This window comes from Cryobacterium inferilacus (genome assembly GCF_019599185.1).
In the GTDB taxonomy this organism is placed as follows: domain Bacteria; phylum Actinomycetota; class Actinomycetes; order Actinomycetales; family Microbacteriaceae; genus Cryobacterium; species Cryobacterium inferilacus.
Genome location: NZ_JAIEUL010000006.1, coordinates 123,669 through 144,837, shown reverse-complemented (window position 1 = coordinate 144,837; position 21,169 = coordinate 123,669). Strand labels below are relative to the sequence as shown.

Below are 21,169 nucleotides of genomic sequence, written 5' to 3'. Positions count from 1 at the left end.
AACGCGACTAGCGGTCCCGGCGGGCGGCCAGGCCGAGGCCGGCCAACCCCACCAGGGTGATGATGAGCGAGAGAGCCGATGCGGCGTTGTACGCCCCGGCCTGTTGCAAGCTGAATATGTTCACGCCCAGGGTCTGCGCGCCCGGGGCCAGCAGCAGCACCGAGATGGTCAGCTCGCGCACCGCGGTGAGCACGACCAGCACGCTGCCGGCGATGGCGGCGGGCACGGCCATGCGCCAGGAGATGTCGAACAGGGCGCGTAGCCGGCTCGCCCCGGAGATACGGGCGGCCTCCTCGGCCGTCATCGGGGTGGCCGACAGCGGCGCGCTCACCGACTGCACCACGATCGCGATGAACGCCATCACGTAGGCGCAGAGGATTAACCAGGGGGTGTTGAACAGGCCGATCCGCGGGGCGATGACGAGCCAGCCGACCGCGATGACCAGGCCGGGGATGGCCTGCGGCAGCATCGCCACGGTCTTCAGCGCCGTGTTCGAACGCGCCCGGGTGCGGGTGACGACGGTGCCGATGGCCAGGCCGAGCACCCCGCAGATCACGCCGGCGAGCACCGACAGCAGCACAGAGTTGGTCGCGCCGACCAGGGTGGACGGTGCGCTGGTGGCCCGCACAATGTTGTCCAGCGTGAGGTTCGCCCAGGTCAGCGGTACCCCGGGCGCCGGCAGCAACGCCTGGCTGAGCAGGGCCAGAAGCGGCAGCAGTGTGATCGCCAGCACCACCAGCCAGGTGCCCACGGTGAGCGGCAGCCGCGCCACACCCAGCGGCAGCAGCTGCACGGCGGAGGCGGAGTCGTCCAGCTCCCAGCGGGACCGGGAGACCAGCAGGTCCACCACCATCGCCAGCGCCGCCACGACCAGCAGCACCACGCCGATGGTGGCGATCACCTCGAGCGGCGACTCCACCGTGCCCGACTGGATGTACCGGTAGATCAGGGTGGACAGGGTCACATACCGTTCGGGCAGGCCGATGATCGAGGGGATGCCGAAATCGGCCAGGTTACCCACCGCGATCAGGATGAACGCCGACAGCATCGCCGGCTTGAGCAGGGGCAGGGTGATGGTGCGCACCGCCCGCACCGCGGAGGCGCCCGAGATGCGGGCCGCCTGCTCGAGGTCGGTGGGGATGCGCCGCAGCGCCGCCGACACGATCATGTAGGCGATCGGGTAGGAGTGGATGGCCAGCAGCGCGATCACGCCGTCGCCGCCGTAGATGATCCAGAGCGGCCCGCCGAACCAGTCGGTCCAGGCCTTGTTGATCGGGCCGGTGGGCCCCGCGATGCCGATCCAGGCGATCGCGCCCACGAACGGCGGTACCAGCAGCGGGGTGAGCGCGAACAGGCGCAGCACCCGGCGGCCGCGCAGGTCGGTGCGGTCCAGCAGCAGCGCCAGCGCGGTGCCGGCCGCCACGGCGATGGCGGCGGATGCGACGGCCGAGACCAGACTGTTCGTGCCGGCCTGCAGGATGTCGCCGCTGAGCAACAGCGGCAGGTGGTTGGCGCTGAACGCGAGCACCACGATGGCGCCCAGCGGCACGAGCACCACGGCCGCGCAGACCAGCCAGAGGGCCAGGCGCAGCAGGTCGATGCCGGCGACGGTGCGCCGGGCATCCGTTCGCGGCGACGGCCGTGAGGAGGTGAGGGGAAGCCGGGAGCGGGCCCGGTCGGAAACGACCGGGCCCGCCACGGGGGCTTTACTGGAAGAGCTCATTGAACCGCGCGACGGCAGCGGCCTTGGTGTCGTTGATCACGTCGAGGTCGGGGGTGAGGATGGCGATGTCGTCCATGGCCGGGGCGCCCTCGGGGGTGCCGACGTCGTTGCGCACCGGCAGGTAGGACTGCTCGACCGCGAGGGCCTGGCCGTCGGCGCTGACCAGGTAGTCCACGAACGCCTCGGAGGCGGCCTGCTCGTCGGTGTTGGCGAAGATGCCCACCGGCTGGGAGACGTAGGGCACACCCTCGGTGGGGTAGGCCACCTCGATGGGGGAGCCGGCGGCGGCGAGCTCGCGCACCAGGTAGTCCACCACCACGCCAACGGGCTGGGTGCCCGCGGCGACGGCCTGCGAGACCGGGCCGTTGCTGTCGGCGATCACCGGCTGGTTCGCGGCCAGGTCGACCAGCCACTCGTCGCCGAGGTCGGCGTTGTCGAGCCAGACGGCGGCGTTGTACGCGGCGGCACCGGAGACATCCGGGTTGGGCATGGTGATCAGGCCGGCGTAGTCGGTGTCGGTGAGGTCGGCCCAGGAGGTGGGCGGGGAGTCGATCATGCCGGTGTTGTAGGCGATGACGGTGGGGATGATGCGGGTGCCCACATAGAAACCGTCGGGGTCGACGACGTCCTGGTTGAGCGACTCGATGTCGGCGGGGGAGTAGGCCAGCAGCAGGTCGTCGGCCTTGTAGGTCTCGAAGGTGGCGGAGTCGGCGGCGAGCAGGATGTCGGCCTGCACGTCGCCGGTGGTGCGCTCGGCCTCGATGCGGGCGGTGAGGTCGCCGGTGCCGGCCCGGAACACCTCGACGGTGACGTCGGGCTGGTCCACGTTGAAGTCGGCGACGATGGCGTCGATCTTTTCCTGCGGCTCCGAGGTGTACACGGTGATGGTCGCCGGGGCGAGTGCTTCGGCGGCGGATGCCTCCGGTGCGGCCGTGCTGTCGGCCTCAGCGGTGGTGGAGCAACCGGCAAGGGCCAGCCCGAGGGCCACGAGTGTGGCGGCGCTGACGACCTGAGTAGTGCGTGACATGGGGTTCCTTATCGAGTTGTGGTGCTGGTGAGGGAGGAGACGGCAGTGGAGAAGAGGGGGTGCGCGGCCTGCAGGCTGATCGGGGCGCAGCTGACCTGGTCGGCGGTGACTTGCACGAGCGAGAACATGGCCAGGTCGTGGCCGCTGACGGTGCTCGGGCCGGCGTTCATCACCTGGTGGTACGCCAGCGACGGGCCCACCGCCACGGGGATGCCGGCGAACAGCGCGTTCATCGGGTGGTGGTAGTGCCCGGCCAGAATGAGCCGGGTGTCGGATGTCGCCAGCGCGTCGGCGAACAGCTGCGGGTCGCGCAGGCCGATCTTGGACAGGGTGGGCAACGGTGACGGCACCGGTGCGTGGTGCAGGGCCACGACGGTGCCCATCCCGAACGGTTCCGCCAGCGTCTCGCTGAGCCAGGCGCGCTGCGCGGCGTCGAGGATGCCGGAGCTGGAATCGAGCAGCACCAGGCGCAGTGCACCAACGGTGACGACCCGGTAGTGCCCGTCCGTGTGACCGCTGAGCCGGCGGGCCTGGGCGGGGGAGTCGTGGTTGCCCAGCACGGTGAACACCGGGGCGTTCACCCGCTCGCCCAGCTCGCGCAGGGCCTCATCGACCCGGTCGTACGCGGCCCAGTGCCCGCGCTGCACGAGGTCGCCGGTGACCACCACGGCCTCGGGGGTCACGCCGGCGTCGACGACGTAATCGCCCACCTGGCGCAGCCGGGCCAGGCCGTCGACCTGGCCGTAGAGCAGCTCGCCGGCGGTGGCGTGCACATCACTGAGGTGCAAGATGCTGAACTTGAACGGGTCACGCATGCGCGGCCGCCGGGAGAGTGTCGCGCAGGGCCTGCAGGTGCTCGGCCGGCAGGCCGTGCCGCAGCAGGTACGCCGCCGCCCCGCCCTCGGCGGCGAGGGTGCGCAGGGCGTGCTCCATCGCGGCGGGCGGGCTGTCCAGGTGCAGGCGTAGGGAGGAGCGGTGCAGGGCGGCGGGCAGGTCGAGCCCGGCGAGCACCGCGTGGGCGTGTTCGGCGCGGCGGGCGCGCACGACGCCGGTGGACCTGGCGTAGTCGGCCACGACATCCGTCTCGCTGTGCCCGGCGGCGAGCAGGGCCAGGGCGATGACCAGGCCGGTGCGGTCTTTGCCGGCGGTGCAGTGCACGAGCACCGGGCCGGGTGCGGCGGCGATGGCGGCCACGGCTCGGGTGAGTTCGGTGCCGCGCTGCCGCAGCAGAAAGTCGTAGACCTGCTCGAGCGACCCGGTCTGCGGCGGCCCGTCTGGCAGGAGGTAGAGCGGCACCGTCACGACGGGCACGCCGTGTTCGACCGGGCCGCGCTCGGCGTCTTCACGCAGGTCGATGACCCGGCTGAGGCCCAGTTCGTGCAGCGCGGCGGCGCCGCCCTGGCCCAGTTCGTCCAGCGCTGCGGCGCGGGCCAGCCGGTGTTCGCCGGCGTCGCTCCAGCGGGCGTTGTAGGTGCCTTCGATGGTGATGCCGCTCATGCTGTCCCGTCTGATTTCGTTGTTTCATCTGCGATGAAACGTCGTTACAGAGCAAGGTTGCTGGCGGCGAGTGAACGGGCGGTAGACGGCGGGCGACCGCGGAGGCAACATCCGGCGCATCCCCGTATCCGTGGGATGTCGGCCGCCCGACCGGCACGGGCGTCGCACGGTTGTGAGGAGATAGGGCGAAAAATAGGACCGTATGGCCGAATTCGTCCTATCAATTCCACTATCTCCGAAGAATCGGATGTCGGTCCTCAGCCCCGGGGCTATTCGTCGGCGATCAGGGCCTCGGCCACCACGTCGCGCATGGGCGCCGTGCTGCTCGCGGTGCTGCGGGCGTCGAGTGCGGTGTGCAGGGCGTGCAGCACCAGCAGGTGGCTCAGCCGGCTGAGGAACGGGTCCACATCGTGCGTGCGGGTGACCGGACCGGTGACCAGGCTGATGTCGGCCAGCTGGGTGAGCGGCGACCTGGCGAAGCTGGTCACCGCGATCAGTACCGCGCCGCCCTCCTTGGCCGCGCGGCAGGCGCGCAGGGTGTGCGCGTTCGCACCCGAGTAGCTCACGGTGAGGCAGGCATCTTGGTCGGTGAGCGAGCGGGCCGCAAACTGCTGGCCGAGCACGTCACTGGGCGCCTCGACGGCGCGGCCCAGCGTGGCGAACCGCATGGCGGCATCCTGCAGCGGCGGCGCCGAGAAGCCGGTGCCCACCAGCACGAGCCGGCGGGCGGCGGCGAGCACGTCGCCGGCCCGGTCGATGGCGGCCAGGTCGACGCTGTCGCGGCCCAGGCGAATGGCGTCGGCGGCGTCGTCGAAGATGCGGGCCAGCGGATGTGTGTCGGCCGCGGCCGCCACCGGGGGCGCGGCCCTGGCAACCTCCAGGCGCAGGTGCTGGAAGCCGCGGAAGCCGAGGTTCTGGCAGGCGCGCACCACCGTGGCGGTGGAGGTGCCGGCCTCGCCGGCGAGCTCGGCCGTGGACCACTCGGTGACGGCGCCCGGCCGGTCGAGGATCGCCTGGGCGACCCGGCGCTCGCTCGGCCCGAGCATCGGCAGCGCCGCCCGCACGCGCAGCAGCACGGTGCCGTCGACGTGCCGCGGCGAGGGGGAGTCGGGGTCGGTCATGGAGGGCAGCATAGTGACCCCGACGAAACACCAGGCGTCCGCTGGTCGGAGTGGCCGGAGCGCATCCGTCGCCGCAACTGTTGCCAAAGCGGACAATTGCGCCCGGCACACCGGGCACAATTGTCCGCACGGGGACCAGTTAGCGGGGTCCGGCCGGTGCGGGCGCCCGCCGGCAACGCGGTCCTGCTTGTGCGGGGCTGCCGGGAGCTCGCCCACCCGCCGAGGGCTCCTATGCTGGGGCCATGGATACCGGGCCCGCGCGAACCACCCCGCCCGGCGCCGTGCCCCGGCGCCGCTGGCCGCTGTGGCTGCTCGCCGGTGTGGTCGCCGTGGCCGCCGTGGGCGGCCTGGTCGCCGCGGTGGTGCTGGGCGGCGCCGAACGCAGCACCCCCGGAACCCTGCTGCCCACCGCCGGCCCCACGCCCACCATCGCCCCCGGCGACACCGCCGCCGTGTTCCTCGGCGACTCCTACACCCAGGGCTGGGGAGCATCAGAACCGGGCACGCGCTGGTCGGCGCTCGTGGCCGACGGGGCCGGCTGGGTGGAGGTCAACCAGGGCCAGGGCGGCACCGGGTTCGTCACCACTTCCGGGCTCGGCGGCTGCGGCCTGGACTACTGCCCGACCTACCCCGAGCGGGTGCCCGATGTGGTGGCCGTGCAGCCCGATATCGTGCTGATCGCCGGCGGCCAGAACGACCTCTCGGCGCTCGCCGCCGACCCCGACGCGGTGCGCGCGGCCGTCGACGAGACCTACACGCGCATCCGCGAGGGGCTGCCGCAGGCCCGCATCATCGCCGTGGGCCCCTCGACGGCGCAGCCCGGCAACGCGCTGATCGCGGAGCTGGACGGCTGGGTGCAGGCCGCCGCCGCATCCGTGGGCGCCGACTACGTGAGCCTGATCGACCCGGTCGTGATCGAACCCGAGATGGTCGACACGGATGGTGTGCACGTCAACGACGCCGGCCACCGGGCGATCGCGGAGCGGGTGCTCGCCGGCATCGGCGCCCGCTGACCCGCTGCTGCCGTCGGAGCTAGCGTGGCAGCTTGCGGTCCTTGACCACGAGCACCAGGTACACGTACACGCCCACCAGCTGCCACAGCCCCCGAAAGAGCAGGTCAACGGGGGAGTTGCGGGCGGCGAAGACGGGCTCGACCGCGAGAGTGGAGCGCGCCGGAGCGGCCGACGCGGGATCACGTTCGGCCGTGATCGGCACATCCGACCGGCCGATGCCCAACGGATGCGGTTGGTCAACGACCACGGGCTGGGCCGCATCCGCCACCACGGGCTGAGCCCGATCCGCGGGGCGCGGCTGGGCGACGGGACTCGGCTCGGCCCGCTGGTGCGGGGCCGGGCGGCGGTAGAGAAGCAGATTCGCGCTCACGGGCGCCAGCGTACGCGCGCCCGGTGACCGCGCGGCAAACGGCGGGTGACGGTTCGCTGGCCGGGCCCTCTACTCCGTGGGCTTGCCGGGGCGCACCGCCGCGGTGTCGGCGATGTCGATGCGGGTCACGCCGTCGTCGGTCTTCTCCGTGGTCACGCGAGGGGCGGCATCGCCCTCGTCGGCCTTGGGCGCGGTGGTGAGCTGATCGTGGCGCTTCTCGTCGAAGGACTTGTCTGCGGGGTCTTTTTCAGTCATGACCGGCACAATATCACGCGCATCCTGGGCTGCGCCGTGCCGGTTCGCTAGGCTCGTGGCATGACTGATGCACTCCGCTGGGGAATCCTGGCCACGGGCGGAATCGCCCACGCGTTCACCGGCGACCTGGTGAAGAACGGCCTGACCGTGCAGGCCGTCGGTTCCCGCAGCCAGGCCAGCGCGGATGCGTTCGCCGCCGAGTTCGGCATCCCCACGGCGCACCCGAGCTACGAGGCTCTCGTGGCGGACCCCGACGTGGACATCATCTATGTGTCCACCCCGCACCCCTTCCACGCGGCCAATGCCAGCCTCGCGCTCGAGGCCGGCAAGCATGTACTGGTCGAGAAGCCGATCACGGTGAACGCCGGCGAGGCACGGGCGCTCGTGGCGCTCGCCGAGAGCAAGAACCTGCTGCTGCTCGAGGCCATGTGGACGCGGTTCCTGCCGCACATGGGGCGCATCCGGGACATCATCGCCGGCGGCAGCCTCGGCGAGGTGCGCAGCCTGATCGCCGACCACACCCAGGACCTGCCCGACGACCCCAGTCACCGCATCAATGCGCTGGAGCTGGGCGGCGGCGCGCTGCTCGACCTCGGCATCTACCCGGTGTCGTTCGCGTCCGCCCTGTTCGGCCCGCCAGAAACGATCCTTGCCTCTGCCACCCTCAAAGACACCGGGGTGGATGCGCAGATCGCCACGATCTTCCGCTACGCCGGCGGCCAGATCGCGTCGCTGATCTCCGCGAGCGACACCAAGGGACCGAACACCGCCAGCATCCTCGGCACCGACGGCCGGATCGACATCGACGAGGTCTGGTACACGCCCACCTCGTTCCGCGTCTACAACGCCGCCAACGAGGTCGTCGAGGAGTACAGCACGCCCGAGTTCACCGGACGGGGCATGCACTGGCAGGCGCTGGAGGCCGAGCGTCTCGTGGCGGCAGGCCTGCTCACGAGCGAGCTGCTCACCGTGACGGAGTCCGTGCAGATCATGGAGACCCTCGACGAGATCCGCGCCCAGATCGGCCTGGTCTACCCCGGCGAGTAGCACCGCGCGCCGCCGCGCGGGCGCGAGCTGGCCGAGCCTGCCCCACGGATGGGGCGGCATGTGCCGCGAGGCGCGTGGGGCGGGCACTTTCTGGCCGGGCGCACATCCACCCTCGCTAAAATGCCCGGGTGGATACACCAGACCGGCCTGAACCCGAGCGGGGCGACCCCGCCGAGGCAGCGGCCGAGCAGTCGGCCGAGATCCTCGGCGCGCAGCCGGCCACGACGGATGCCGCGCCCGCGGCGACCGCCCCCGGCAGGCGCCGTCGGCTGACGGTGCTCATCGCCGCGGTCGTGACGTTCGTGCTGCTCGGCAGCGGAGCCGTCTGGGCGGGCGCGGCCACCGGCGGCGACGCATCCGGCACCCGCACGACCGCGGCAGACGGCGCTGACCCGGCCACCATCGCCCAGCCCGCCACACCAACACCAACACCAACACCAACACCAACCCCCACCCAAGCAGCCCGCCCGGCCCCCACCATCTCCACCGTCGCCAGCCCGCTGCGCACCTGCTCGGTCGCCGGCCTGGCCGAGGACTCCCGGCTCGGCGAGTTCCAGGCGCAGGTCGTGAACGCCGACACCGGCGAGGTGCTCTTCGACCGGGGCGGCAGCACTGCATCCCGACCCGCCAGCGTGCTCAAGGTGCTCACCTCTGCCGCCGCGCTCAGCGTGCTCGGCGCCGACTACCGGGCCACCACCGCCGTCGTCGCCGGATCCGAGCCCGGCCAGGTGGTGCTCGTGGGCGGCGGCGACCTCACCCTGTCGAGCACGCTCACCGGCGACGAGCCGTTCTACGAGGGCGCCGCGCACCTCGACGCCCTCGCCGAGCAGGCCCGCGCCGCGATGGGCGACACCCCCATCACCTCCGTCGTGCTCGACTCCGGCTACTTCGGCGACCCCGCCTGGGAACCCAGCTGGAACCGTAAGGAGCAGACCCAGGGGTACATGCCGCTGATCACCGCCCTGCAGGTGGACGGCGACCGCGACAACGCCTACAACAGCACCTCCCCGCGCAGCGACGACCCGATCGCCCGGGCCGGCGCCGCGTTCGCCGACGAGCTCGGCGGCGACCCCGCCGTCACGGTCGGCACCGCCCCTGCCGACGCGAAACTGCTGGCCACCGTGCAGTCCCAACCGGTGGGCGTGCTCATCAAGCAGTCACTCATCGTCTCCGACAACGCCGTCGCCGAGATGCTCGCCCGGCTCGTGGCAGTCGAGTCCGGCACCGGCAACACCTTCGCCGCCATCCAGCCCGCCGTGCTCGCCGGCCTGGCCGAGTACGGCATCGACACCACCGGCATCCGCATCGCTGACGGTTCGGGCCTCAGCGACAACAACGCGGTCTCGCCGGCCTATCTGACCAAACTGTTCCGGCAGATCAACGCCAGGGAGGGCAGCCTCGGCGAGATCTTCGACGGCCTGCCCATCGCCGGCGGTCCGAGTGGCTCGCTGTCCTACAGCGACAGGTTCTCCGGCGACAACGCGGATGCCGATGGCTCGGTGTTCGCGAAAACCGGCTGGATCGACACCGGCTACACCCTCTCCGGCATTATCACCGCCGCCGACGGAACCACCCTCACCTTCGCCGTATACGCGCTGGGTGATGTGGGTGATAATGCGAAGCAGGCCATCGATACCATCACGACGGGGTTCTTCCGCTGCGGAAACAACCTCTCGAACAACTGAAATCCCAACGACAGGAGTGCTTCCGTGACCCGCGCACTGATCATCATCGACGTTCAGAACGACTTCACCGAGGGCGGTGCCCTCGCGGTGGAGGGCGGCGCCGCCGTGGCCGGAGCGATCAGCGCGCTGCTCACCGAGCACGCCGGCAGCTACGCGCAGATCTTCGCGTCCCGCGACTGGCACGACGCCGAGGGCGGCAACAACGGCCACTTCGCCACGGATGCCGACCCCGACTTCATCGACACCTGGCCGGTGCACTGCGTCGCCGACACCCCCGGCGCCGAGTACCACCCCGCGCTGAGCCTGCCAGAGAGCACCGTGCACATCCTCAAGGGGCAGGGTCAGCCGGGGTACTCCATCTTCGACGGGATCGACGCGGCGGGCACCAAATTCGGCGAGCTGCTCATCGCCGCGGGGGTGACGGATGTCGACATCGTCGGCCTGGCCACCGACTACTGTGTGCGCGCATCCGGGCTCGACGCCCTGGAGCACGGCCAGCACGTGCGGGTGTTCACCGACCTCGTCGCCGGGGTCGCCGCGGACTCCAGCGACCGGGCCCTCGCCGAGCTGGCCCACGCCGGTGCGGTGCTCACCACCTCCGCCCTCGTCGACCAGCACTAGCCAGCGCCGCCCCCAGCACGCCCGCATCTGCGCGAAAGGTCACTTGGGGCCGGTCGCGCGCCGTAACACTGGCCGCAACTGCCTTCTCGCGCGCCCGGGGCACGCCAACAGAGAGCGCGCGAAACTTTTTCAGCCAGGGTGCATCCAAAAGCGGATGTCCTCCGGAAGTAACGGGTAATGGGACACCGAATTGGTTCCCGCTCTCGTTCCACTGACTGGAGGAAACCATGCGCAAGACCATTGCCGTCGGCGTCGCAGCCGGCGCCCTTGTCGCCCTGGCGGGGATCGCCCCGGCGAACGCCGCCACCGACGTCGCCCAGCTGTCCGTGCTGCACGGGGTGCCCGACCTCACCGTTGACGTGTACGTCAACAATGAGCTCACCCTGGATGACTTCGCCCCCGGCGACCTCGCCGGTCCGCTCGAGCTTCCGCCGGGCACGTACACCGTGGCGATCACCGCCTCGGATGCCGCGGACGCCAGCGCCCCCGCCATCGGCCCGGTCGACCTCCCGCTCGTCGGCGGCGAGAACTACACCGCCGTGGCCCACCTCGACGCGGCCGGGGAGCCCACCGCGACCCTGTTCACCAACGACATCAGCACCGTGGGGGCCGGCGAAGGCCGCCTGACCGTGCGCCACGTCGCAGCGGCCCCTGCCGTGGACATCCTCGCCGGCGGCGCCGCCGTGATCACGAACCTGGTCAACCCGAACGAGTCGATGCTGACTCTGCCGGCCGGCACGGTCTCGGCATCCGTCGCGGCCACCGGAACCACCGACCCGGTGATCGGCCCGGCCGACGTGAACGTGGCCGAGGGCACGAACACCATCGTCTACGCCTGGGGCAGCCTGGAAGACAGCAACCTGGCGCTCGCGATCCAGACCGTCGGCGGACTGCACTCCAACCCCGACGGTGTTCCGGCCGGCACCGCGGGCCTGGCCGCCACCAACCAGCCCGCCGATTCCGGCGTCTGGCTGATCGGCGGCGCGGCCCTCGCCCTGGTTCTGGGCGTGAGCGCGGCAGCGGTCTACGGCACGCGGCGTCTTGAGACGCGGCGCTGACGGTAGCCGGAATATGAGGCGGCGGGTCATGGTGAGCCTGTTCGGGTGGCGAACCGTGGCCCGTTCCGCGCGTCAGGCGCGGCAGCGGCCGGGCCGACGGGGTGGCCGTGTCACCACCCTGGGCCCGGTGCTGGTGGGCGGGCTGCTGGTCGCTCTGCTCAGCGGATGCGGCGCCCCCGGTGCCGGGTCGGCCGGCACTGATCCTGCCGCCGGCGGCTTCACCGGCTCGGGCGGCGTCGCAGCCGGGGCGGGTGCCAGGGGCTCCCAGATCACCGGGGAGCGGGTGCCGCCTGCGCCCGTGCCTTCGCCGGCACCTGGCCAGCCCGCCCCTGGACAGCCCGCACCCACACCGCCGGCCGTGCCCGACGTGCCCCGGCAGTCCGCGGACCTCGCCGGGCAACCCGCTCCGGCCAGCCCGCCGGTGCGGGTGCAGGTGGAGTCGCTCGGCATCGACATGTCGATCGAAGCGGTGGGCCTGGACGGCACCGCCATGGCGCTGCCGGCGAACCCGGCCGTGGCCGCCTGGTACCGGTACGGGTCGGCGCCGCACAGCCCCGCCGGAGCCACCGTCATCGCCGCCCACGTCGACTCCCTGGTCTACGACCTCGGCCCGTTCGCCCGCCTGGCCGACGCGCCCGGCGGCACCGAGATCGTGCTGACCACCGCCGACGGAGCAACGCAGCGGTACGCGATCACCGCCATCGACACCGTCGAGAAGCAGTCGGTGCCCTGGGCGGGGGTGTTCGACCGCGCAGGGCAGCCGCGGCTCACCCTGGTGACCTGCGGCGGCGAGTTCGATTACGAGGCCAAACGGTACCTGTCCAACGTGCTCGTCTCGGCGGTGCCGGTGCCATGACACCCGGGCAGGGGCGCGCAGCAGCTCAGCGGATGCCGTGGGTAGGCAGCCGTGCGGGCGTCCCGACCCGGCAGCCAGGGCACGCGGCGGTCGAGCGGATGCCGGTGACGCGCATCCGTGCCGGTGTCGCACACCGAGACCTGGCGCACCCGCCCGAACGGGGCATGCCCGGATCGGGCGGGGATGGTTATGCTGGTCGCACTCGAGGGTCGGTTCGGCCGGACCGCGAGCACTGAGATGGACACCAGCATGACGCGTGACCGATCCCGGAGGCAGCACGTCCACGTGAGCGCACCCTACGCGAACAGCACCGACGATGAACGCGACCTCGCCAGCCTGGTCGCCGGATTTCGCGCGGGCGACGAACAAGCGCTCGCCGAGGCGTATGCGCGCTGGTCGGCGCTGGTGTACACCCTGGCCGTGCGATCCCTCGGCGATGCCGCCGAGGCCGAGGACGTCATCCAGAAGGTGTTCATCGCGGCCTGGCGGGGGAGGAACGGGTTCGACCCCGACCGGGCGGCGCTGCCGGCCTGGATCGTAGGCATCGCCAGGCACACCATCGCCGACGCGCACGAGGCCCGCAGTCGGCGGCGGCGACTGGAACAGACCCTGGTCGACGACACCGACGGGTACACCGTCGATGAGTCCGCCGATGTGGCCGAACGCCTGCTGCTCGGCGAGGAGCTGAACCGTCTCGAACCGGTGCCGCAGCGGGTCATGCGACTCGCGTTCTATGACGATCTCACCCACGTGCAGATCGCCGATACCCTCGGATTGCCGCTCGGCACCGTGAAAAGTCATATCCGCCGCAGCCTCACCCGGTTGCGCACACGATTGGAGGCGAACGATGACGCATCTTGACCGCGACGCGCTCGCCCTCGTGGCGCTCGCCGAACTCGACCTCAGCCCCGCCGAATCCGAGCACCTGGCGGCCTGCCCCGCCTGCACCGGCGAACTGGATGCGCTGCGGCGCACCGTGCTGATCGGCCGCTCCGCCGGCAGCGTCACGCTCATCGAACCGGCGGATGCGGTGTGGGGCCGCATCCACTCCGCCCTCGGCCTCACCGACGCGGTGGCCACCCCGCCGCGCCTCACCGACCTCGCCGGCGCCTCCGACGCGGCCGCCCTGGCGGCGGCTGCCGCGGCCGGTGCGCCGACGCACGCCCAGCCGAGTGCGGTCGAGCCCGCCCCGGCGGAAGCCCAGCCGCAGTCGGCGACGCCCGCCCCGGCGGATGCCCCGGCGGAGTCGGCCGATTCCGTCCCCGGTTCCCCACCGACCGAGGTTCCGCCGCACCCGGTCGACACCGCTCCGGGGTCCGAGGAGTCGGGACCCACGGCATCCGTCGTCGACCTGGCGGGCCGGCGCCGGGCCTGGTTGCCGGTGGCGGCGGCGGCCTGTGCGGTCGGACTCGTCGGCGGTATCGCGGGCGGCGTCTGGTGGCAATCGACCCGCACGCCCGCCGCGGCGCCGGTGATCGCCGAAGCCCAGCTCGACGCGCTGCCCGGCTGGACGGCCAGCGGCAGCGCCTCGGTGGAGGAATCCGCGGACGGCCGCCGCGACGTCGTGGTGGACGTGTCTGGCGGGGCAGAGGCCGACGGTTTGCGCGAGGTGTGGTTGCTCACCGCCGACGCCACCGGCCTGGTCAGCGTGGGGCTGCTCGACGGCTCGACCGGCCGGTTCAGCATCCCGGCGGGCATCGACCTGGCCGAGTACCCCGTGGTAGACGTCTCGGCCGAACCGGCCGACGGCAACCCGGCGCACTCCGGCGACTCGATCGTGCGCGGCACCCTGTCGGGAATCTGACCCCACCCGCGAGTTGCCCTGCTGCGGACGAGTTGCCCCGGCACAGCGGGGCACCTCGACCGCACGCGGGCACCTCACGCCGACAGCCTCCCAGCGGCGCGCGGGTAGATTGAGGTTCACGACTTCAGGGAGGCATTTGTGACACACGTAACCGAAGCAGAGCTGCTTCAGCACGTACCCAACGAGCTCTACATCAACGGTCGGTGGGTGCCCGCCGCCGACGGCAGCACCCTCACCGTGCACGACCCGTCCACGGGCAAGGTGATCAAGACCATCGCCGACGCCGGCGTCGCCGATGGTCTGGCCGCCCTGGCCGCCGCGGCCGACGCGCAGGATGCCTGGGCGGCGACCCCGCCGCGGGTGCGGGGCGAGATCCTCCGCCGCAGCTTCGACCTGCTGCACGAGCGCCGGCACGAGTTCGCGCTGCTGATGACGCTGGAGATGGGCAAACCGCTCGCCGAATCGTACGGCGAGGTCACCTACGGCGGGGAATTCCTGCGCTGGTTCAGCGAAGAAGCGGTGCGCATCAGCGGCCGCTACGGCACCAACCCCGAGGGCACCGGGCGCATGATCGTGTCGCAACACCCGGTCGGACCGTCGTTCCTGATCACCCCGTGGAACTTCCCGCTGGCGATGGCGACCCGCAAGATCGCGCCGGCGCTCGCCGCCGGCTGCACCGTGGTGATCAAACCCGCCGAGCTCACCCCGCTCACCACCCTCTACCTGGTCAAGCTGTTCGCCGAGGTGGGCCTGCCCGCCGGCGTCGTCAACGTGGTCACCACCTCCACTTCAGCGGATGTCTCCGGGCCGATCATCGCCGACCCGCGCCTGCGCAAGCTCAGCTTCACCGGCTCCACCGCGGTGGGCCAGAAGCTCATCGCCCAGTCCGCCCAGAACGTGCTCCGCACCTCGATGGAGCTCGGCGGCAACGCCCCGTTCCTGGTCTTCGACGACGCCGACATGGACCGTGCGGTCGAGGGTGCCCTGGCTGCGAAGTTCCGCAATGTGGGGCAGGCCTGCACCGCGGCGAACCGGTTCATCGTGCAGGCATCCGTCGCCGACGAGTTCGCCCGCCGGGTGACCCACGCCGTCAGCGAGTTCACCGTGGGCCGCGGCACCGACAGCGGCGTCAAGATCGGCCCGCTGATCAACACGGATGCCGTGGCCAAGGCCGACACCCTGGTGCAGGATGCGCTGGGCCGGGGCGCGACGCTGCTCGCCGGCGGGCACGCCCTCGACGGCACCGGCACCTTCTACGAGCCCACCGTGATCACCGGGGTGAAGCCGGGCAGCGACATCCTGCGCGAGGAGATCTTCGGCCCTGTGCTCTCGATCATCCCGTTCGACGACGAGGACGACGCCGTGCGCATCGCCAACGACACCGAATACGGGCTGGTCAGCTACGTTTTCACGCGCGACCTCGCCCGCGGGCAGCGCATGATCGAACGCCTGCAGACCGGCATGATGGGCCTGAACATGGGCGTGGTCTCCAACGCCGCCGCCCCGTTCGGCGGCGTCAAGCAGTCCGGCCTGGGCCGCGAGGGCGGCGCAGAGGGCATCCACGAGTACCTCTCCACCAAATACACCCTCACCCCCGACCCCTTCATCGACTACGACTGACCCCGCCCGCCTGCCTAGCCCCGGTGCGTGGTGCATAACTCCTGCTAGATTCCGGCGAGCGGCAACGGATGCCCGGAATTCCGGGCATCCGCGGGGCCGGTTGGAGAAATTGCAGGAGTTATGCTCTCGGGGGCAGCTGCACCGGGCGGGCAACGGGCGTCGTTAGGCTCATCTGGTGCCTGTTATCGAGATCCATGACCTGAGCGACCCGCGGCTGGCCGACTACACCCAGGCCACGGATGTGGCGCTCAAGAAGGCGCGCGACACCGAGCACGGCCTGTACATCGCCGAGTCCGCGCTGGTGCTCGAGCGGGCGCTCGGCGCCGGGCACCGCCCGCGCTCGGTGCTCACCCTGGCGAACACCCTCGACGAGGCCGTGGCCCTCGTCGGCGACGACGTGCCCGTCTTCGTGGGGGCGGGCGAGCTGCTCACCGAGCTCACCGGCTACGTGCTGCACCGCGGCCTGATCGCCGCGATGCACCGGCCCGCCCTGGTCGACCCGGCGGTGCTGCTGGCGGATGCGCGGCGCATCCTGATTCTGGAGAACGTCACCGACCCCACCAATGTGGGCGCCATCTTCCGCTCCGCCGGCGCGATCGGGGCCGACGCCATCCTGGTCACCCCGCGCTGCTCCGACCCGTTCTACCGCCGGGCGATCCGGGTGTCGATGGGCACCGTGCTGCAGGTGCCGTGGACCAGGGTGGGCGACTGGCCCAGCACCCGGCAGCTCTTGAGCGAGCACGGCTTCCACGTCGCCGCGCTCGCGCTCACCCCGGATGCCGTGAGCCTGCGTGACTTCCACGGCGACCAGCACGCCCGGCTGGCGCTGCTGCTCGGCGCCGAGGGGGAGGGGCTCACGGCTCAGGCGCTGGAGGCGGCGGACTCCGTGGTGCAGATCCCGATGAAACACGGCATCGACTCCCTCAACGTGGCCGCGGCCAGCGCCGTCGCCATGTGGGCGCTGTCCGGCTGAAGATCCGACTGACTGTCCGGCTGAAGGTCCGGCCGACCGCACGGCCGACTCGCCACCGAGTTGTCAGCGGATTGTCGTTGAACTCCGAGCCCCGCGTTATCTGTTGTTTACACAGCGGGGCTCTCTGGAACATGTTCGAAACAATCCGTTGCGCGGGGTGTAACACGATCCTGTCAGTGTGTGTTTACCCGACGCGAGCCGCTGCGTCCGTGCAGAGAGGTTTTTCACAATGGATCAAGGTAATACTGCTTTCTTGCTGATATGCGCAGCCTTCGTGCTGCTCATGACACCGGGACTCGCGTTCTTCTACGGAGGACTGGTCAAGGCCAAGAGCGTCATCAGCATGATGATGATGAGCTTCGGCGCACTCGGCCTGATCGGTGTTCTGTGGGTGATTTACGGGTACGCCATCGCGTTCCCCGCATCCGAGGGCACCGTCGCACCGTTCGCGATCGACTGGGCCAACATCGGCCTCACCGGCGCCCTGGAAACGCCTGAGGGCGCGGCCTTCCCGCCGCTGGCCTTCGTCGCCTTCCAGGCCACCTTCGCCATCCTCACGGTCGCACTGATCTCCGGTGCCATCGCCGACCGCGCCAAGTTCGGCTCCTGGATGATCTTCGCCGCCATCTGGGCGACGGTCGTCTACTTCCCGGTCGCCAGCTGGGTCTTCAACTTCGGCCTGGCCGACGACGGCAGCTTCGCCTACGGCGGCTGGATCACCCACGGCCTGCAGGAAACCTTCGGCCTCGGCGCGATCGACTTCGCCGGTGGTACCGCGGTGCACATCAACGCCGGTGCCGCAGCTCTCGCCCTGGCCCTGGTCCTCGGCAAGCGCGTCGGCTTCCAGAAGGGCGTGCACGTTCCGCACAACCCGCCCTTCGTGCTCCTCGGCGCCGGTCTCCTCTGGTTCGGCTGGTTCGGCTTCAACGCCGGCTCCGAGCTGGCCGCTGACGGCACCGCCGCCCTCGCCTTCGTCAACACCATCGCGGCACCCTCCGCGGCCCTGCTCGCCTGGCTCGTAGTCGAGAAGGTCCGCGACGGCAAGCCCACGTCGGTCGGCGCCGCATCCGGTGCTGTCGCCGGTCTGGTTGCCATCACCCCCGCCTGCGCCTCGCTGCACCCCATCTGGGCGATCGTGCTCGGTGTGCTCGCCGGTGCGGTCTGCGCCATCGCCGTCGACCTCAAGTTCAAGCTGGGCTTCGATGACTCGCTCGACGTCGTGGGCATCCACCTCGTCGGTGGCCTCATCGGTACCCTCTACCTGGGCTTCTTCGCCAACGGCACCGGCCTCTTCACCGGCGGCGACGGCACCCAGCTGCTCGTCCAGGCGATCGCCGCGTTCGCCGTTCTGATCTACTCGTTCGTGCTCGCCTTCGGCATCGCGTTCGTGATCGAGAAGACCATCGGCTTCCGCGTCAAGAACGAAGACGAAGTCGCCGGTATCGACTCGGTGATGCACGGCGAAGAGGGCTACGTCCTCACCTCCACCAAGTAACACTCGGCACCGAGTTACACGACATGTGCTGGATGGTTCGATCGCGAACCATCCAGCACATTTCTGTGTCGGCGGATGCCCGCCACGACAACCGATGAGCCTCGCCGCGCATGACGGCGCCGGCGCGGACCCGGCGCAGGCGCTGCCGCGCAGCATCCGGTTCACCGAACTGCCCCGTCAGCCGCTCGACCAGGGCCGTGGCAGCGCCAGGGAGATCTGGGCCGACCTCGACCCCGACCTCAGCCTGCGCTGGCAGCTGCGCCTGATCGACATCCGGGATTCCGCCGGCCTGCTGGTGGGCCCTGCCGGCACGAATCACTTCGTGGTCGGCCTCGCCGGCCCGCAGGTGGCGGTGCGCAATTTCGGGTCCAACCGGGTGCTGCGCCGCGACCAGGTGCTGCCGGTGCCGTCATCCACCGTGCAGTTCGAACGGCCCAAACTGCGCCCGCCCGGCGCGAGTTCCCTGCTCGTGCTCACCTTCGCCGACGTCGCCCACCCGCCCGGGTTCAGCATCCACACCGTCGACCCCGACACGGATGCCACCGCCGACCTGGGCGCGGGCGCGCAGCTCGTCGTCGCCCTGCGCGGCACCGTACGGGTGCAGGGGGGAGAGGTGGGGCCGGGGTCTGCGCTGCTGCTGGATCCGGCCGAACGCTACCGACCGCTCGCCGCGGCGCACCTGCTCACCGTGCACCGGCCGGGGGCGGCCGGAGCCGAGAACGGCTGAGGTCGCCGGTGACGGGCATCCGGTCTCGCGGCCCGCATTCGTCGACGTCGGCAACGGTGCGCCTAGGCTGTGCTCATGAGCACTGATGCTGTCATCGTCGACGTTGTCCGCACTCCCTCCGGCCGCGGCAAACCCGGCGGCGCGCTCTCAGAGGTGCACCCGGCCGACCTGCTCGCCGGGGTGCTGAAAGACCTGGTCAGCCGCAACGACCTCGACCCGGCCCTGGTCGACGACGTGATCGGCGGATGCCTCACCCAGGTCGGCGAGCAGAGCACCAACATCACCCGCACGGCGCTGCTGGGCGCCGGGTTCCCCGAGTCGGTGCCCGGCACCACCATCGACCGGCAGTGCGGCTCCAGCCAGCAGGCCGCGACGTTCGCCGCGCAGGGTGTGCTCGCGGGCAGCTACGACATCGTCATCGCCTGCGGGGTGGAATCGATGAGCCGCATCCCGCTCGGCTCGGCGGGCGGTCCCTGGCCGGCCGGCGGCTCCGACGCGGCCGGCCGCAGCGAGGGCTGGGGATCGCCGGCATCCGCGATCGTCAGCCAGGATCCGCACGGCCGCCTCATGCACGCGCGCTACCCGGAGGGGCTCGTCGGGCAGGGCGTCTCGGCCGAGCTGATCAGCGCGAAATGGGGCCTCACCCGCGCGGAGCTCGACGAGTACGCCGCCAGGTCGCACCGGCTCGCCGCCGCGGCCGTCGACCGTGGTGACTTCGACGGTGCCCTGCTGCCGGTGACCCTCGCCGACGGCCGGCTGGTGTCGGCCGACGAGACCATCCGTCGCCGCACCACGGTGCAGACCCTCGCCGACCTGCCGCTCGCGTTCCGCACCGACGAGCTCGCCGCCCGGTTCCCCGAGGTGGACTGGCAGATCACCGCCGGTAACTCCTCGCCGCTCACCGACGGCGCCTCCGCGGCGCTGATCATGAGCGCCGACCGCGCCGCCGCGCTCGGACTCACCCCGCGCGCCCGGTTCCACAGCTTCGCGGTCACCGGCAGCGACCCGCTGCTGATGCTCACCGGCGTGATTCCCGCCACCCGGCGCATCCTGGCCCGCAGCGGGCTCGATATCGACGACCTCGACGCCTACGAGGTCAACGAGGCGTTCGCCTGCGTGCCGCTGGTCTGGCAACGCGAACTGCACGCCGACCTGGCCAAGCTCAACGCGCAGGGCGGCGCGATCGCCCTCGGCCACGCCCTGGGGTCGTCAGGCACCCGGCTGCTCGGCACCCTGCTCGGCACCCTCGAAGCCGGCGGCGGTCGGTACGGCCTGCAGACCATGTGCGAGGGCGGCGGCATGGCCAACGCCACCATCATCGAGCGGCTCTGATGCGCATCCACGGATGCTCCGCCCTCGTCACCGGTGCCGCCTCCGGCCTCGGCCTCGCCACCGCGCGAGCGCTGCACGAGGCCGGCGCCCACGTTGTGCTCGTCGACCTGGCCAGCTCGGCGGGGGCCGATCGGGCCGCGGAGCTGACCGCGGCGGCGGCCGCGCGTTCCGTTGCGGCGGCGGGGGCGAAGGGCTGGTCAGCAGCGGATGCGCCGCGCAGTAGCAGACGTATCGGCGGTGAGGGCCCCGGGTCGCAGGCGTCGCCATCGACCCCCGCTTCGGCCATATTCCTCGCGGGGGATGTAACCTCCGAGGCCGATGTGCAGGCCGCCGTGGCCGCCGCCGCCGCGCTCGGTCCGGTCCGCATCGTGGTCAACTGTGCCGGCATCGCGCCCGCGGCCCGCACCGTGGGGCGGGACGGCCCGATGCCCCTCGCCGACTTCGAGCGGGCGGTGCGGGTGAACCTCCTCGGCACGTTCAACGTGGTGCGCCTCGCCGCGGCGGCGATGCAGGCCACCGAGCCGGTCGGCACACCGTCCCGGGGAACCTCCGAGCGCGGCGTGATCGTGAATACGGCATCCGTTGCGGCGTTCGACGGGCAGATCGGCCAGGCGGCCTACGCCGCGTCGAAGGGCGGGGTCGCGGCGATGACCCTGCCGCTGGCCAGGGAATTCGCGCGCTCACTCATCCGTGTCGTTGCCATCGCGCCCGGCCTGTTCGATACCCCGCTGCTTCAGGGCCTGCCCGAGGAGGCGCGCGAGTCGCTCGGCGCCCAGGTGCCCCACCCCGCCCGGCTCGGCGATCCCGCCGAGTTCGCCGCCCTGGTGCGGCACATCGTGCAGAACCCCATGCTCAACGGCGAGACCATCCGGCTCGACGGCGGCATCCGGATGGGCCCCCAGTAACAGCGACTGATCCTCGCCGATCGCCCTTGACGGGGCCAGT

Annotated in this window: 21 protein-coding genes; 14 read left to right on the top strand and 7 right to left on the bottom strand. The window is 71.4% G+C overall.

Annotation, left to right across the window (positions count from 1 at the left end; translation table 11 throughout):
* Positions 1-7: 7 nt before the first annotated feature.
* From K2F54_RS07720 to K2F54_RS07700, 5 genes are all read right to left on the bottom strand, one after another.
* Positions 8-1,723, bottom strand: a complete 1,716-nt coding sequence (locus K2F54_RS07720) for an ABC transporter permease (RefSeq protein ID WP_220605283.1) — start codon at positions 1,721-1,723, stop codon at positions 8-10.
* Positions 1,707-2,750, bottom strand: coding sequence for an ABC transporter substrate-binding protein (locus K2F54_RS07715; RefSeq protein WP_220605282.1), 1,044 nt, complete (start codon positions 2,748-2,750; stop codon positions 1,707-1,709). Before K2F54_RS07715 ends, K2F54_RS07720 begins: the two co-directional genes overlap by 17 nt.
* Before the next feature lie 8 nt (positions 2,751-2,758).
* Positions 2,759-3,565, bottom strand: coding sequence for a metallophosphoesterase (locus K2F54_RS07710; RefSeq protein WP_220605281.1), 807 nt, complete (start codon positions 3,563-3,565; stop codon positions 2,759-2,761).
* Positions 3,558-4,247, bottom strand: a complete 690-nt coding sequence (locus K2F54_RS07705) for a tyrosine-protein phosphatase (RefSeq protein WP_220605280.1) — start codon at positions 4,245-4,247, stop codon at positions 3,558-3,560. Before K2F54_RS07705 ends, K2F54_RS07710 begins: the two co-directional genes overlap by 8 nt.
* Before the next feature lie 269 nt (positions 4,248-4,516).
* The gene (locus tag K2F54_RS07700) at positions 4,517-5,368 is read right to left on the bottom strand and encodes a MurR/RpiR family transcriptional regulator (protein WP_220605279.1); all 852 of its coding nucleotides are present in this window, start codon (positions 5,366-5,368) and stop codon (positions 4,517-4,519) included.
* A gap of 242 nt (positions 5,369-5,610) precedes the next feature.
* Here K2F54_RS07700 and K2F54_RS07695 point away from each other — a divergent pair, with 242 nt between their 5' ends.
* On the top strand, positions 5,611-6,381 hold the full coding sequence (locus tag K2F54_RS07695) for an SGNH/GDSL hydrolase family protein (protein ID WP_220605278.1): 771 nt from the start codon (positions 5,611-5,613) through the stop codon (positions 6,379-6,381).
* Between the two features lie 19 nt (positions 6,382-6,400).
* Here the strand turns inward: K2F54_RS07695 and K2F54_RS07690 are convergent, their stop codons facing one another.
* The gene (locus tag K2F54_RS07690; RefSeq protein ID WP_220605277.1) at positions 6,401-6,751 is read right to left on the bottom strand and encodes a hypothetical protein; all 351 of its coding nucleotides are present in this window, start codon (positions 6,749-6,751) and stop codon (positions 6,401-6,403) included.
* Between the two features lie 69 nt (positions 6,752-6,820).
* Positions 6,821-7,006, bottom strand: a complete 186-nt coding sequence (locus tag K2F54_RS07685; protein WP_220605276.1) for a multidrug transporter — start codon at positions 7,004-7,006, stop codon at positions 6,821-6,823.
* 60 nt (positions 7,007-7,066) lie between these two features.
* Between K2F54_RS07685 and K2F54_RS07680 the strand changes: the two genes are divergently transcribed.
* The 13 genes from K2F54_RS07680 to K2F54_RS07620 all read left to right on the top strand — a co-directional run bounded on the left by K2F54_RS07680 (position 7,067) and on the right by K2F54_RS07620 (position 21,129).
* Complete coding sequence (locus tag K2F54_RS07680; protein ID WP_220605275.1) at positions 7,067-8,053, top strand: Gfo/Idh/MocA family protein; 987 nt, start codon at positions 7,067-7,069, stop codon at positions 8,051-8,053.
* Between the two features lie 128 nt (positions 8,054-8,181).
* The gene (gene dacB / locus K2F54_RS07675) at positions 8,182-9,738 is read left to right on the top strand and encodes a D-alanyl-D-alanine carboxypeptidase/D-alanyl-D-alanine endopeptidase (RefSeq protein WP_308287570.1); all 1,557 of its coding nucleotides are present in this window, start codon (positions 8,182-8,184) and stop codon (positions 9,736-9,738) included.
* 24 nt (positions 9,739-9,762) lie between these two features.
* On the top strand, positions 9,763-10,359 hold the full coding sequence (locus K2F54_RS07670) for an isochorismatase family protein (RefSeq protein WP_220605274.1): 597 nt from the start codon (positions 9,763-9,765) through the stop codon (positions 10,357-10,359).
* A gap of 227 nt (positions 10,360-10,586) precedes the next feature.
* On the top strand, positions 10,587-11,417 hold the full coding sequence (locus tag K2F54_RS07665; protein WP_220605273.1) for a DUF4397 domain-containing protein: 831 nt from the start codon (positions 10,587-10,589) through the stop codon (positions 11,415-11,417).
* A gap of 55 nt (positions 11,418-11,472) precedes the next feature.
* Positions 11,473-12,273, top strand: coding sequence for a class F sortase (locus K2F54_RS07660; protein ID WP_220605272.1), 801 nt, complete (start codon positions 11,473-11,475; stop codon positions 12,271-12,273).
* A gap of 285 nt (positions 12,274-12,558) precedes the next feature.
* Positions 12,559-13,134 (top strand): RNA polymerase sigma factor, encoded by a 576-nt coding sequence (locus tag K2F54_RS07655; protein WP_308287569.1) that lies wholly within the window; start codon positions 12,559-12,561, stop codon positions 13,132-13,134.
* On the top strand, positions 13,121-14,077 hold the full coding sequence (locus K2F54_RS07650; protein WP_220605270.1) for an anti-sigma factor domain-containing protein: 957 nt from the start codon (positions 13,121-13,123) through the stop codon (positions 14,075-14,077). Before K2F54_RS07655 ends, K2F54_RS07650 begins: the two co-directional genes overlap by 14 nt.
* Before the next feature lie 138 nt (positions 14,078-14,215).
* Entirely contained in the window at positions 14,216-15,697 is a 1,482-nt protein-coding gene (locus K2F54_RS07645; protein WP_220605269.1) for an NAD-dependent succinate-semialdehyde dehydrogenase, read from the top strand.
* A 175-nt stretch (positions 15,698-15,872) separates the two neighbouring features.
* Positions 15,873-16,670: a TrmH family RNA methyltransferase gene (locus tag K2F54_RS07640; protein ID WP_220605268.1), complete on the top strand. Its 798-nt coding sequence runs from the start codon at positions 15,873-15,875 to the stop codon at positions 16,668-16,670.
* 229 nt (positions 16,671-16,899) lie between these two features.
* Complete coding sequence (locus K2F54_RS07635; RefSeq protein ID WP_220605267.1) at positions 16,900-18,165, top strand: ammonium transporter; 1,266 nt, start codon at positions 16,900-16,902, stop codon at positions 18,163-18,165.
* A gap of 94 nt (positions 18,166-18,259) precedes the next feature.
* The gene (locus K2F54_RS07630) at positions 18,260-18,892 is read left to right on the top strand and encodes a hypothetical protein (RefSeq protein WP_220605266.1); all 633 of its coding nucleotides are present in this window, start codon (positions 18,260-18,262) and stop codon (positions 18,890-18,892) included.
* 75 nt (positions 18,893-18,967) lie between these two features.
* The gene (locus K2F54_RS07625; RefSeq protein ID WP_220605265.1) at positions 18,968-20,224 is read left to right on the top strand and encodes a thiolase family protein; all 1,257 of its coding nucleotides are present in this window, start codon (positions 18,968-18,970) and stop codon (positions 20,222-20,224) included.
* A complete protein-coding gene (locus K2F54_RS07620; RefSeq protein WP_220605264.1) occupies positions 20,224-21,129 on the top strand; it encodes an SDR family NAD(P)-dependent oxidoreductase in 906 nt (301 codons plus the stop codon). The genes K2F54_RS07625 and K2F54_RS07620 overlap by 1 nt, the downstream gene beginning before the upstream one ends.
* Positions 21,130-21,169 lie beyond the last annotated feature (40 nt).